Origin of the sequence: Kitasatospora sp. NPDC059747 (genome assembly GCF_042732955.1) — a bacterium.
Classification (GTDB): Bacteria; Actinomycetota; Actinomycetes; order Streptomycetales; family Streptomycetaceae; genus Kitasatospora.
Genome location: NZ_JBHWGV010000044.1, coordinates 56,886 through 70,030, shown reverse-complemented (window position 1 = coordinate 70,030; position 13,145 = coordinate 56,886). Strand labels below are relative to the sequence as shown.

The window sequence follows — 13,145 nt, the reverse complement described above, 5'->3', positions numbered from 1 at the left end:
CGTGTTTGGTTATCCCCCCCCCGGCCGGCGGGGCTCCGGGCCCCCGGCCGGGGCGGCTGGGCCGCTACCCCCCCCGCGCGGCTCGGATCAGTGCTCCAGCGCCTCCGCCACGTGCAGCCGCTGGTCCGCCCGGAAGTGCAGGAGCAGCACCGAGCGCACCGCCTCCCCGTCCAGCGCGGTGTACGCGTGCGGCAGCGAGGCGTCGAAGCCGACGTAGTCCCCCGGCCCCAGCTCGACCTCGCACCCGTCGACCCGCACCCCGAGCCGTCCGGTCTGGACGACGGTGTGCTCGCTGCCGGCGTGCCCGGCCGAGTCCTGCGTGCCGCCCGGTCTGACCCGCTGGTCGTACACCTCGAACACCGAGTCCCCGGCCTCGATCCGGCGCAGCGGCCGCAGATCGACGCCGGCCCCGCTGAGCGGCTCCACGTCGGCCGCGCGGACCACCGTGACGCCGCCGCCCGGCGCGCCGTCGACGAGGTCGGAGATCGGCACGCCCAGCACCCGGGCCAGGCCGAACACCGTCTCCAGGGTCGGGTTGCCGGTGCCGGACTCCAGCTGGGAGAGCGTCGCCTTGCCGATCCCGGCCCGCCGCGACAGTTCGGACAGGGACAGGCCTCGCGCGGCCCGCACGCGCTTCAGGTTGGCGGCGAGCACGCCCCGGACGGATCCCTCGGAGTCGGCCACTCGAATCCCCTTCTCTCCGCACTTCGTTCGGTATACCGTACGGGACGCGCCCGCACCCGCATCCCTCCCCAGCCCTGGAGACGGCACATGACCGAGCCCGCCCAGCCCACCGAGTCCCGGCCGGCCGACACCATCAAGTACCGCAAGAACGGCCTGACCCGCGGCGTCACCGACGAACTCGCCGAGAACATGCGCCACGGCTGGGCCGACTCCGAGCGCGGCGACCTCGCGCCGATCGCGCAGGCCGCGCACACCGCCCGCCGCCGCGCCGAACTGGCCGCCGCCTTCCCCGGCGAGACGCTGGTCGTCCCGGCCGGCAACCCCAAGGTCCGCGCCAACGACACGGACTACCCGTTCCGCCCGTCCTCCGACTACGTCTACCTCACCGGCGACCAGTCCCAGGACGGCGTGCTCGTCCTCTCCCCCGCCGGCGACGCCACGCTCTACGTCCGCGACCGCTCCGACCGCGGCAACGGCGAGTTCTGGCTCGACAACCACGGCGAGCTGTGGGACGGCCGCCGCAACAGCCTCGGCGAGAACGAGCGCCTGCTGGGGCTGCCCTGCCGCGACGTCCGCGACGTCCGGGCCGACCTGCGCGCCGTCACCGGCCCGGTCCGCGTCCTGCGCGGCCACGACGCCGGGGTGGAGGAGGCGCTGCGCCATGGTGCCACCGCCGAGCGCGACGAGGAGTTCCGGGTCTTCCTGTCCGGACTGCGCCTGGTGAAGGACGAGTTCGAGATCGCCGAGCTGCGCTTCGCGTGCGCGGCCACCGCCCGCGGCTTCGAGGACGTCGTCCGGGTGCTCGGCAGCGACACCGAGACCGCCGAGCGCCTGATCGAGGGCACCTTCTTCGTCCGCGCCCGGGTCGAGGGCAACGACGTCGGCTACGGCACGATCGCCGCCGCCGGCCCGCACGCCACCACCATGCACTGGGTGCGCAACGACGGCCGCGCGAAGCCGGGCCAACTCCTGCTCCTCGACGCGGGCGTGGAGACCAACGAGCTCTACACCGCCGACATCACCCGCACCCTCCCCGTCAACGGCCGCTTCGACGCGCTCCAGCGCAAGGTCTACGACGCCGTGTACGCGGCGCAGGAGGCCGGCATCGCCGCGGTGCGGCCCGGCGGCGTGTTCCGCGACTTCCACCACGCCGCCCAGCGGGTGCTCGCCGAACACCTCACCTCCTGGGGCCTGTTCGGCGACCTCACCGCCGACAAGGTCTACGAGCTCGGCCTGCACCGCCGCTTCACCCTGGCCGGCACCGGCCACATGCTCGGCATCGACGTCCACGACTGCGCCCACTCCCGCACCGAGGACCACGTCGACGGCCCGCTGAAGCCGGGCATGGTGCTCACCGTCGAGCCCGGCATCTACTTCCAGGAGGACGACCTGACCGTCCCCGCCGAGTACCGCGGCATCGGCGTGCGCATCGAGGACGACATCCTCGTCACCGAGGACGGCAACGAGAACCTCTCCGCCGGCCTCCCCCGCGAGGCCGCCGCCGTCGAGGCGTGGCTCGCCGCCCTGCGCGCCTGACCCGCCCTCAGAGCACCGGCAACGGCCGGCCGAGGAGCGGCTCCCGCCCCTCGGCCAGCCAGTACACGTACCCGCGCAGGTACGCCTCCAGCCCGCCGCCGTCCAGGTGTTCGGCGTACGCGCGCAACGCCGCCTCCTCGTTCTGCCCGGCGTCCCCCAGCGCGAGTTCGGCGGCGATCCACTCCCGAACGGCGCCGCGCTCGCGCCACCAGGCGCGGACGGACTCCGGCGTCCAGTGGTGGTCGCCGTCGCTCGCGTAGCCGCCCTGCGGCTCGCAGGCGGCGACCTCCGCCAGGGCGGCCACCTCGCGCAGGTTCACGGGCTGCCGGTGGACGAACTCGCAGCCGTCCTCGCCGGAGAGGACGGCTGCGGGCAGGTAGTACGGCCCGTTCAGCCCGGTGTCCGTCTCGCCCGCGTAGACCGGTCCGGGCACGGCCAGCCGGCTGCGGTCCTCCCAGCGGCCGTCCCCGAGTCCGCCGAACACCCGCACGGCGGGCACCGGATCCCAGTAGGCGACCTCGTCCCAGGGCCCGTCCACCGGGAAGCGCAGCAGGTCCGTGTCGAAGCGCCGCTTGGCCTCCGCGAGCTCCCGCTCGAACGCCCGCCAGGTCATCGGCTCACCTGCTCCCGCCAGTCGTCGAACCAGCGGAACCAGATCGGGGTGTCCTCGCCCCGATGCCAATGGCTGTGGGCGGCGCTGCGTTCCTCGTCCGTGGCGTACGGCTCCTCGTGCTCCAGGTAGTCGAGGTACCACTCGCCGAAGGTCGCCGGCCGGCCCTCGTCCGTGAGCAGCGGGTTGAGCCGGTCGCAGGTGGCGCGGCCGTCGAACCACATGGTGCCGCGGTCCGGGCCGGTGACGACGAGCCAGGTCGCGAAGCCGCAGCCGTTCTCGGTCAGGCAGACGGCCCCGGCGGTGCGGGCGTCCTCGATCGCCTCGGCCTCGTCGTTCCACGCCGCGAGTGCGGCCCGGAACGCGGCCGGATCCTCGAAGTCCTCCTCGCGCAGCGGGTTGTCCCAGAAGTCGTCGGAGGCCGCCAGCGCGGTGTCGTGGTCCGGGAAGGGCTCGGCCAGGAGGGCGGGCCTGGTCTGCCGGTCCCCCGCCCAGTACCACCCGGTCTCGCCCTGGCACAGCTGCCGCGGCCAGTCCGTCCCGGCGCTGACGGTCGTCAGGAACGCGCGGTAGTCCGCCGGGAACGTGATGCCGAACTGCCGCTCGGCCTCCGCCACCTGTTCCTCGCTCAGCGGGGCCGCCAGCGGCGCCCGGCCGCGCCGCGCGCGCAGCGCGAGGGTGCGCTCGCGGATCCCGTCCCAGTCCCAGCGGGCCGTGTCGTCCATGAGCGCACCCTAACCGAGCCGCCGAACGGCGACGTCAGCCGGCCAGGGGCTTGACCCAGCGGCTCCACTGCGGTTCGGGGGTGTAGCCGGCGGCCTTCCAGGTGCGGTGGCCGAGCTCGTTCTCGTCCAGGACCATCGCGTCGATCCGGCGGGCGCCGAGCGCGGCCAGGCGCTCCTCGGCGGCGGTCAGCAGGGCGGCGCCGATGCCCCGGCGGCGGTGGGCGGGGTCGACGGCGAGGCGGTACAGGTGTGCGCGCCAGCCGTCCCAGCCGGCGATGACGGTGCCGAGCAGGGTGCCCGGGTCGTCGGCCGGGGTGGCGACGACGAGGCAGTGCGGGTCGCGCGCGAGCAGGGCGGCCACGCCGGCCTCGTCGTCCGAGATGCTGGTGCCCTTGGCGGCGGCGGCCCAGAGCGCGAGCAGCGCGGGTATCTCGGCGGGGGTGGCGGTGCGCAGGGCGATGTCGTCGGTCATGCGCCCGTGTCTAGCAGGACCGATCGCCCCGCCACGGGGAATTTCGCCAGGTGAGCGTGCCCGTGCCCGCTACCGGTCGAGCCGCCACACCGTCGTCGTCTTGATCGACGTGTCCTCCAGGTCGGCGACGACCGGCACCTCGTACGCGGCCAGCGCGGTGAACCGCTCGCGGGGCAGGTAGGCGCGGCCCGGGTCGCCGACGATGACGGTGGCGCCGCGCGCGGCGGCCCGTTCGAGGAAGGGGAGGAACCGGGCGGCCATGGCCCGTTCGTAGAAGACGTCCCCGGCGAGGACGACGTCCGCCGGGGCGCCGTCGCCGTCGACCAGGTCCACCAGGGCGCCCTCCACCCGGACGCCGTTGGCCTCGGCGTTGAGCCCGATCGCGGCGACCGCGTAGGCGTCGATCTCGGCGGCCCGCACCGACGCGGCCCCGCTCAGCGCGGCGGCGACGCCCACCACGCCCGACCCGGCGGCGACGTCGAGCACGCCGCGTCCGGCGACGAGCTCGGGGTGGTCGAGCACGTACCGGGTGACGGCGACGCCGCCCGCCCACGCGAACGCCCAGAACGGCGGCGGCAGCCCGGCCTTGCCGCGCGCCTCCTCGGTGGTCTCCCAGAGCGCGATCGCGTCGTCCGCCATGTGCAGGCGGATCTCGGGGACGAACGGGACGGGCGTCAGCTCGGTCTCGCGGAGGATGAACGCGAGGTCGGTGTTTGCTTGGTGGAGGCGCAGCTCACTCGGCATGTCCGCAGCATAGGGCCCACGAGGGACCCGTCATGCCCGCCCGGCGGCCTTCTGGGTGCGCCGCGCGAGCGAGTCGACCACGACGGCGGCGAGCAGCACCGCACCGGTGATCATGAACTGGATCGCGTTGCTGAGGCCCTCGATGTTCATCCCGGACTGGATCGAGGCGATCACCAGCGCGCCCAGCAGCGCCGACCAGGTCTTGCCGCGGCCGCCGAAGAGGCTGGTGCCGCCGATGACGGCCGCCGCGATCGCGTTCATCAGCAGGTTGCCGCCGCCGGAGGTCTGGCTGGCCGACTGGATCTGCGCGGCCAGGAAGAGGCCGCCGACGGCCGCCATGGTGGAGCAGACGGTGAAGACGCTGATCCGGATCCAGGTCACGTTGATGCCGGCCCGCCGGGCGCCCTCGATGTTGCCGCCGAGCGCGAACACCTGGCGGCCGTAGGAGGTGCGGCGCAGCACGAAGTCCAGCACGACGATGAAAATCAGGAAGATCAGCAGCGCGAGCGGCAGTCCCTTGTACTGGTTGAGCGTGTAGGCGGCGAGGAAGGCGACGATCGCCAGCAGGATGGTGCGCAGCACGATGTCGGTGACCGGGCGGGACGGTACGCCCGCGGCCGAGCGCCGGCGGGAGTCGACCAGTGAGGCGCCCAGGAAGAGCACCACGCCGGCCAGCGCGGCGCCGTAGGCGACGACCTGCTGGCCGTAGATGGTGGTGTAGAGCCTGGAAACGATGTCCTTGCCGGACAGGTTGACGGTGCCGGTGGCGCCGAGCACCTGGAGCATCAGGCCGTTCCAGCCGAGGTTACCGGCGAGGGTGACGACGAAGGCCGGGACGCCGACCTTGGCGAAGAAGATGCCCTGGATCGCGCCGACCGCCGCGCCGCCGGCGATCGCGGTGATCAGCGCGACCCACTGGTTGACGCCGTGGTTGACGTTCAGGACCGCGAAGATCGCCGCGCACAGACCGCTGACCGAGCCGACCGACAGGTCGATCTCGCCGAGCAGCAGCACGAACACGACGCCGATGGCGATCATGCCGGTGCCGACGATCTGCTGGGAGAGGTTGGACAGGTTCTGGGCGGACAGGAAGCTGCTGTTGAGGCTGCCGAACACCGCCCAGATCACGATCAGCGCCAGCACCACGGGCAGCGAGCCGAGTTCACCGCTGCTCATCCGGCGGCGGAACTCGCCGAGGTAGCCCTTGATGCCCTCCTGGCGCACGATCAGCCGCGGGTCCACCGCCGGGATCGCCTCGGAGGCCACCGGGACGGGCGCGTTGACGCCGCCCGTGGGCATGCTGTCCTCGGGCAGCGGGGCGTGGCGGCGTTCGGGCTCGCCGCCCTGCGGGCTCCCGGGAATGTTCTCGCTCACTGGGAACCCTCCTCGCCGCGGGCCCGCCGGCGGGTCACGGCGTTGTCCGTGGCGCCGGTGATGGCCGAGATGATCTCTTCCTGGTTGGTGTAGCGCTTGTCGAAGACGCCGTTGTTGCGGCCCAGGCGCAGCACCGCGACGGTGTCCGCCACCGCCATCACGTCCGCCATGTTGTGGCTGATGAGGATCACGCCGTGGCCCTGCTCGCGCAGCCGCTCGACGAGGTCGAGGACCTGGGCGGTCTGTTCGACGCCGAGGGCGGCGGTCGGTTCGTCGAGCATGACGACCTTGGGGGAGCCGATCAGCGCGCGGGCGATCGCGACGACCTGGCGCTGGCCTCCGGAGAGGGAGGCGACCGGGATCCGCACGCTCGGGATGCGGATGGAAAGGGTGTCGAGCAGCACGCGCGAGCGCTTCTCCATCGCGACCTCGTCGAGGATGCCGAAGCGCCGGATCTCGCGGCCGAGGAAGAGGTTGCCGACCACGTCGAGGTTGTCGCACAGCGCGAGGTCCTGGTAGACCGTGGCGATGCCCAGTTGCTGGGCGTCCTGCGGGCGGTGGATGCTCACCGGCCTGCCCTGCCACTCGATCGCGCCCTCGTCCGGCTGGTGGACCCCGGAGATCGACTTGACCAGGGTGGACTTGCCGGCGCCGTTGTCGCCGACCAGCGCGAGCACCTCGCCGGCGTGCACCTCCAGTTCGATGTCGGTGAGCGCCTGGACGGCGCCGAACCGCTTGGAGACCCCGCGCAGGGCCAGTACGGTCTCACCTGCCACAGTGACCAACTCTCTTGCCCCGCCCCCGAGGTGAGGGGGCGGGGCGTATTCGTGTGCTCGGGTGGCGGACTACTGGAGGCCGACGGACTTGCAGGCGGCGGCGTAGTCCGACGTGCAGATCTGAGCGACGGTGTAGAAGCCGTCGGCGACCACCGTGTCCTTGATCTTGTCCTTGGTGACGACGATCGGCGTGAGCAGGTCGGCGGGTACCTTGTTGCCGCTGCCGTTGGTCACCGTGGTCGGGACGAGCGTGGAGTCCAGGGCCGTGCCCGCGGCGAGGGCGACCGCGATCTGGCCGGCCGCGTCGGTCTCGGGCTTGAGCGGCTTGTAGATCGTCATGGTCTGGGTGCCCGCCACGATCCGCTGGATGCCGTCGAGCTGGGCGTCCTGCCCGGTGAGCGGGACGCTGAGGTCGGCCGCCTTCAGCGCGGTCCCGACACCGGCGGCCATGCTGTCGTTGGCCGAGTAGGCGCCGACCACGTTCTTGGCGCCGATCGCGGTGATCGCGGCGGCGGCCTCCTGGTTGGCCACGTTCGCGTCCCACTGCGGGGTGTCGTACTCCTTGCCGATCTTCAGCTTGCCGTCGATCGCGCTGTGCGCGCCGGCCTTGAAGTCGGCGGCGTTGGGGTCGGTGGGCGAGCCGTTGATCATGAAGATCTCGCCCGAGCCCGCCTTGTCGCCCACGGCCGCGACGAGCGCCTGGCCCTGCAGCTCGCCGACCTTGCGGTTGTCGAACGACACGTACGCGTCGGCGGGCCCCTGGGCGAGGCGGTCGTACGCGAGCACCTTGACGCCGGCGTCGTGGGCCTTCTGCACGGAGGACTGGATCGACTTGGAGTCGACCGCGTCCAGGATCAGCACCTTGTCGCCCTTGGTGAGGGCGGTGTCCACCTGGGTCTGCTGGAGCGTCGCGTCCTGGTTGGCGTTGTAGTAGTCGATCTGCGCCTGCGGCGCCAGCTGCTTGATCTTCGCCTCGATCAGCGGGCGGTCGAACTGCTCGTAGCGGGTGGTCTTGGTCTCCGGCAGAAGCAGGCCGATCCGCACCGCTCCGACCGCGGCGGTGCCGCTCGCACTGGCACCGCCGGAGGAACCGCCGCCGGACGACGACTGCTTGGCGCTGCCGCAGGACGCGGCGCCGAGGCCGAGGGATACCACTGCGGTCACCGCGAGGACGCGGCGAAGCCTGATGCTCATGGGGTTGCCTCTCCGGTTTGAGTCCACCCCCTGTCCTCCGAGTCTGGGAAGCCCGGGCCGTGCCCACGACCGCAGGTGCGCCGAACGGGTGCCCGGGGTGTGGCTTTCGGGTCAGGCCGGAGGGCTGCGGCGTCAGCGTGCGTGCATCGCAAGGCGGAGGACGGGGGCGCCTGCCGGCCGCCGGGCTGAGGGAGCGTCGCGGACCCCGGCCCGCCGAAGGACACGCCCTACTGTTCCCCGGTCAGCGGCAGCTCGGCGGTCAGGCGGGTGCCCGCGGCGCTCGGGGCGACGGCCAGCGTGCCGCCGTGGTGACGGGCGATGTCGCGGGCGATCGGCAGGCCGAGGCCGCTGCCGCCCTCGTCGCGGCTGCGGGCGTCGTCGAGGCGGGTGAAGCGCTCGAAGACCCGCTCTCGGTCGGCGGCCGGGATGCCCGGGCCGTCGTCCTCGACGTCCAGGACGGCCACCCCGCGGGCGCGGTCCGCACCCAGCCGCACGTGGACGACGCCGCCCGCGTGCCGCTCGGCGTTGTCGAGCAGGTTGGTGAGCAGCCGTCCGAGCCACAGCGGGATGCCGTCCACGGCGATGCCCGGGGCGAGGTCGGTGGTGCGCCGGTGCGGGCCGGGCGGGCGGCCGAGCACGGTGTCGGCGACCAGCGCGGTGAGGTCGACGCGCTGGCGGGGCCGGTCGTCGGCGCCGCCCGCGTCGAGGCGGGCGAGGAGCAGCAGGTCGGTGGCGAGGCTCTGCAGCCGGTCGGTGTCCTGGAGCGCGCCGTGCACCAGCTCGGCCCGCACCGCCGGGTCGGGGTGGGTGTCGGCGACCTCCAGCTGGGTGCGCAGCACGGCGAGCGGGCTGCGCAGCTCGTGCGAGGCGTCGGCGATGAACTGGCGCTGGCGCCGTCCGGAGGCCTCCAGCCGGTCGAGCATCGCGTTCATGGTGGCGGCCAGGCGGGCGATCTCGTCGGCGGTGCCGGGCTCGGGCACCCGGCGGTGCAGGTCCTGCCCGGTGATGGCGTCGACCTCGGCGCGGATCGCCTCGACCGGGCGCAGCGCGTTCCCGGTGACCTTCCAGGTGACGACGACGCCGGTGAGCAGCAGCAGCGGGCCGGCGACGGCGAGCCCGGCCTGGGTGATGTCGAGGGCCTCGTCGGCGGCGCGCAGCGAGGCGCCCGCGTAGACGGTGACGGGCCCGGCGGGGGTGTCGCCGGTGACGGCGGTGACGCGCTGGCGGTGGTGGTCCAGGAGCGGGTCGACGTCGTCGGTGGTGTGCGAGCCGGTGCGTCCGGCGGGGGTGATCGCGGGGCGTCCGGCCAGGTTGGGGCTGGCGGCGAGGACGGTGCCGCGGGCGTCGACGACCTGGAGGAAGTCGGTGCCGTGGCCGGTGTGCAGGACGGGGGTGAGCCGGCCCTGCGCGGCGAGCTGGGCGACGGTCTCGGCCTGCTGGCGGGTGGCCGAGGCGGCGGAGGCGACGAGGTCGGCGTGCAGGACGGCGAGCAGCCCGGCGCTGGCGAGGGCGAGGGCCGCGCCGAGGACCGTGCCGGCCGCGGCGGTGGCCCGGGCGCGGACGGTGCGCGGAACGAGGCGACGGGCGGAGCGCGGGACGAACTGCGGCTTGCGGTAGGGCACTTCAGCCGCCGGCCGGGTCGAGGCGGTAGCCGGCGCCGCGCATGGTCTGCAGGGCGGCGCGGCCGAAGGGGGCGTCGATCTTGCGGCGCAGCGCGTGGATGTGGACCTCGACGACGCTGGGGTCGGCGTCGTGGTCGGCGTCCCAGACGTGGTCGAGGATCTCGCGCTTGGAGACGACCGTCCCGGCGCGGGCGGCGAGGTGCTCCAGGATGGCGAACTCGCGCGCGGTGAGGTGGGTGGGGGTGCCGGCCCGGGTGCAGGTGCGGGCGTTGGCGTCGACGACGAGGTCGCCGAGGGTGTGCAGGCGGGGCCGCTGCTGGTCGATGCGCCGGTGCAGGGCGCGCAGGCGGGCGAGCAGCACGACGAAGGAGAACGGCTTGGACAGGTAGTCGTCGGCGCCGGTGTCGAGGGCCTCGGCCTCGTCCCACTCGCCGTCCTTGGCGGTGAGCATGAGGATCCCGGCGCGGCAGCCGTTCGCGCGGAGGCGGGCGCAGACCCGGTAGCCGTTGAGGCCGGGCAGCATGATGTCGAGCAGGATCACGTCGTAGGGGTGGCGGTCGGCGAGGGCGAGGCCTTCGGGCCCGTTGTGGGCGGTGTCGACGGTGTGGCCGTCCGCCTCCAGGCCGCGGCGCAGCGCGGTGGCCATCCGGTGTTCGTCCTCGACGACGAGAATGTGCATCCGTTCAGGGTGCCAGGTGGTCCGTGGCGATCTTCGGCGGGCTTAAGCGCAGGTTCAGGAACGGTCCGCCATGATCGCCCCGCGCGGCCCGGGCGGTTCCGGGCGCGCGGAGCACGCCACGCAAGGAGAGCGCCCGATGACCGACTCCCCGTCGTCCAGCACCCCGTTCCCGCAGGGCCCGGACTCCGGCCCGGACTCCGGCCCCGAGCTCGGCCCCGAGGGCTCGAAGTTCGGTCCCGAGCCGGGGCCGCACACCGGCGCCGAAGAGGTTCCGCCGCTGCCGGCCCGGCGGCGCCGGGTGGCGCGGGTGCGCGCCTGGGCGGCCGGGCAGGAGCGCCGGATAGCCGCCGGGGTGGCCGCGGTCGCGCTGGTCGGCGCCGCGGGCGGAGTGGCGCTGACCGTCGTGCACGACGGGCACGGCCGGGACCAGGAGCGGGCGATGAGCTGGTCCGAGGACGGCTCCGGCGACCAGGCCGGCCAGGGCGAGCACGGCGGCGAGGCCCGCAAGGGCGGCCACGGCGAGCACGGCGCCCAGGGCCACCGCCACCACGGCGGCGAGCAGGGCTCCGACGACCGGAACGGCCGGGACGGCGAGGGCCGGGACGGCAACGGCCAGAGCGCCGAGGGCCAGGACGGCCGCGCCGGTGGCGCCCCCGCCCCGCTCCCGTCGGTCGCCGCCTCCGCCGCGCTGGAGAAGGCGCAGGGCGCCGTCCCCGGCGGCCGGGCCGAGTCGCTGCAGCGCGTCACCGCGCAGGGCGGCACCGCCGCGTGGTCCGTCGTCGTCATCGGCCAGGACGGCGTCCGGCACCGGGTGACGGTGGACGGCGCGAGCGGCGAGCTGACCGGCAACACCGTCGTCGCCGCCCCGGGACGCTGACGTGGCCCAGCACTCGACGCTGACCCGGCCGGACGAACGGACCGGCCGGGCCGCCGGGGCGAACAAGGTCCCGCCGGTCGACGGCTGGTTCTGGCTGGTGAAGATCCTCACCACCGGCCTGGGCGAGGTGCTGTCCGACTTCCTCGCCCGCACCGCGGGGCCGGTCCCCGCGGTGGGCGGCGCCGGCCTGCTGTTCGCGGTGGCCATCGTGGTCCAGCTGCGGCTGCGCCGCTGCGTGCCCGGCGTGTACTGGGCCGTGGTGGTCATGGTGAGCGTCTTCGGCACGATGGTCGCCGACGTGGCGCACGTCGCGCTCGGCGTGCCGTACGCGCTGTCGGCGGGCTCGCTGGCGGTGGCGCTGGCGGCGCTGTTCGTGCTGTGGCACCGGGTGGAGGGCTCGCTGGCGATCGACCGGGTCACCGGGCTGCGCCGGGAGCTCTTCTACTGGGCGGCCGTGCTGCTGACCTTCGCCCTGGGCACCGCCGTGGGCGACCTGACGGCGGCGACGCTGAAGCTCGGCTACCTGGTCGCCGGCATCGGCTTCGCCGTGCTGATCGCCGTCCCCGCGCTGGCCTCGAAGGCCCGCTGGGTGGGCCCGGTGGCGGGCTTCTGGTGGGCGTACGTGCTCACCCGCCCGCTCGGCGCCTCGTTCGCGGACTGGGCGGGCGTGAGCCACGAGCGGGGCGGCCTGAACCTGGGCACCGGCCAGGTGAGCGTGGCGCTGGCCGTCGCGATGGCGCTGGCCCTCGCCCTGTCCGCCCGCGCGGCGCGGGCCAGGACGCGCCGGGCGCGGGCTGGACGCTCCGCCACCTGACGTCTACATTGCTGTAGACGCCGCGGAGGCGTACGGCACACCCCCCGGACTGCCGTCCGCCTCCGCCGCGTCCTGCCCGGTGGCCGCGGGTCTCACCCGCGCTCGTCGATCACCCGCTTGATCTTCCCGACCGAGCGCTCCAGCGTGTACGGCTCGACCACCTCGGCCGTGACCGTCACGCCCACCCCGTCCTTCACCGCCCGGACGATCGCCGCCTCCGCCGCCGTCCGCACCTCGGCGGGCGCGTCCGGCCGCGCCTCGACGCGCACCGCCATCACGTCCAGCCGCCCCTGCCGGCCCAGCCGCAGCTGGAAGTGCGGCGCGACGCCCGGGGTGCGCAGCAGGATCTCCTCGATCTGGGTCGGGAAGACGTTCACCCCACGCAGGATGATCATGTCGTCGCTGCGCCCGGTGACCTTCTCCATCCGCCGGAACGCCGGCCGTGCGGTGCCCGGCAACAGCCGGCTCAGGTCGCGGGTGCGGTAGCGGATGACGGGCAGCGCCTCCTTGGTGAGCGAGGTGAACACCAGCTCGCCGCCCTCCCCCTCCGCCAGCACCTCGTCAGTGAGCGGGTCGACGATCTCCGGGTAGAAGTGGTCCTCCCAGACGTGCAGGCCGTCCTTGGTCTCCACGCACTCCTGCGCGATGCCGGGCCCGATCACCTCGGACAGTCCGTAGAGGTCGACGGCGTGCAGGTCGAGCCGCTCCTCGATCTCGCGCCGCATCTCCTTTGTCCACGGCTCCGCCCCGAAGATCCCGATCCGCAGCGACGTGCCGCGCGGGTCGATCCCCTGCTTCTCGAACTCGTCCAGCAGCGTGAGCATGTAGGACGGGGTGACCATGATGATCTCGGGCCGGAAGTCCTGGATGATCTGCACCTGCCGCGCCGTCATGCCGCCGGACGCCGGGATCACCGTGCAGCCCGCCCGCGGGGGGGGGGGGGGGGGGGGCCCGCCCCCCCGGGCGAACACCCGGCCGCGCGCGAAGTGTAGAGATGTGTGGGGGCCGCCCCCCGGCCCGCCGGCCGGCGCGGGCGGG

General features: G+C 74.1%; 13 protein-coding genes and 1 pseudogene. 3 read left to right on the top strand and 11 right to left on the bottom strand.

The annotated features are described in order from the left end of the window. Positions 1-87: 87 nt before the first annotated feature. Positions 88-684 (bottom strand): helix-turn-helix domain-containing protein, encoded by a 597-nt coding sequence (locus tag ACFV4G_RS20635; RefSeq protein ID WP_380442339.1) that lies wholly within the window; start codon positions 682-684, stop codon positions 88-90. A gap of 87 nt (positions 685-771) precedes the next feature. Between ACFV4G_RS20635 and ACFV4G_RS20630 the strand changes: the two genes are divergently transcribed. Next, positions 772-2,220: an aminopeptidase P family protein gene (locus ACFV4G_RS20630; protein ID WP_380442337.1), complete on the top strand. Its 1,449-nt coding sequence runs from the start codon at positions 772-774 to the stop codon at positions 2,218-2,220. Between the two features lie 7 nt (positions 2,221-2,227). Here ACFV4G_RS20630 and ACFV4G_RS20625 read toward each other — a convergent pair whose 3' ends face one another. The 9 genes from ACFV4G_RS20625 to ACFV4G_RS20585 all read right to left on the bottom strand — a co-directional run bounded on the left by ACFV4G_RS20625 (position 2,228) and on the right by ACFV4G_RS20585 (position 10,416). Then, on the bottom strand, positions 2,228-2,833 hold the full coding sequence (locus ACFV4G_RS20625; protein WP_380442334.1) for a ferredoxin: 606 nt from the start codon (positions 2,831-2,833) through the stop codon (positions 2,228-2,230). Further along, on the bottom strand, positions 2,830-3,555 hold the full coding sequence (locus tag ACFV4G_RS20620; protein ID WP_380442332.1) for an SMI1/KNR4 family protein: 726 nt from the start codon (positions 3,553-3,555) through the stop codon (positions 2,830-2,832). The genes ACFV4G_RS20625 and ACFV4G_RS20620 overlap by 4 nt, the downstream gene beginning before the upstream one ends. A 34-nt stretch (positions 3,556-3,589) precedes the next feature. Beyond that, the gene (locus tag ACFV4G_RS20615; RefSeq protein WP_380442330.1) at positions 3,590-4,027 is read right to left on the bottom strand and encodes a GNAT family N-acetyltransferase; all 438 of its coding nucleotides are present in this window, start codon (positions 4,025-4,027) and stop codon (positions 3,590-3,592) included. 69 nt (positions 4,028-4,096) lie between these two features. Next, positions 4,097-4,771: a class I SAM-dependent methyltransferase gene (locus ACFV4G_RS20610; RefSeq protein ID WP_380442328.1), complete on the bottom strand. Its 675-nt coding sequence runs from the start codon at positions 4,769-4,771 to the stop codon at positions 4,097-4,099. A 30-nt stretch (positions 4,772-4,801) separates the two neighbouring features. Continuing rightward, a complete protein-coding gene (locus ACFV4G_RS20605) occupies positions 4,802-6,070 on the bottom strand; it encodes a sugar ABC transporter permease (RefSeq protein WP_380442341.1) in 1,269 nt (422 codons plus the stop codon). Positions 6,071-6,141: 71 nt separating this feature from the next. Then, positions 6,142-6,921 (bottom strand): ATP-binding cassette domain-containing protein, encoded by a 780-nt coding sequence (locus tag ACFV4G_RS20600; RefSeq protein ID WP_380442326.1) that lies wholly within the window; start codon positions 6,919-6,921, stop codon positions 6,142-6,144. Between the two features lie 69 nt (positions 6,922-6,990). Next, a complete protein-coding gene (locus ACFV4G_RS20595) occupies positions 6,991-8,115 on the bottom strand; it encodes a sugar ABC transporter substrate-binding protein (protein WP_380442324.1) in 1,125 nt (374 codons plus the stop codon). Between the two features lie 227 nt (positions 8,116-8,342). Continuing rightward, complete coding sequence (locus tag ACFV4G_RS20590) at positions 8,343-9,737, bottom strand: sensor histidine kinase (RefSeq protein ID WP_380442322.1); 1,395 nt, start codon at positions 9,735-9,737, stop codon at positions 8,343-8,345. 1 nt (position 9,738) lies between these two features. Next, positions 9,739-10,416, bottom strand: coding sequence for a response regulator transcription factor (locus tag ACFV4G_RS20585; RefSeq protein ID WP_359972186.1), 678 nt, complete (start codon positions 10,414-10,416; stop codon positions 9,739-9,741). Between the two features lie 136 nt (positions 10,417-10,552). Here ACFV4G_RS20585 and ACFV4G_RS20580 point away from each other — a divergent pair, with 136 nt between their 5' ends. Next, positions 10,553-11,293, top strand: coding sequence for a hypothetical protein (locus ACFV4G_RS20580; protein WP_380442320.1), 741 nt, complete (start codon positions 10,553-10,555; stop codon positions 11,291-11,293). 1 nt (position 11,294) lies between these two features. After that, a complete protein-coding gene (locus ACFV4G_RS20575) occupies positions 11,295-12,107 on the top strand; it encodes a hypothetical protein (protein WP_380442318.1) in 813 nt (270 codons plus the stop codon). A 92-nt stretch (positions 12,108-12,199) separates the two neighbouring features. Here the strand turns inward: ACFV4G_RS20575 and ACFV4G_RS20570 are convergent. Further along, positions 12,200-13,039 (bottom strand): annotated as a pseudogene (locus ACFV4G_RS20570) (AMP-binding protein); the annotation flags it as partial. Between the last annotated feature and the right edge of the window lie 106 nt (positions 13,040-13,145).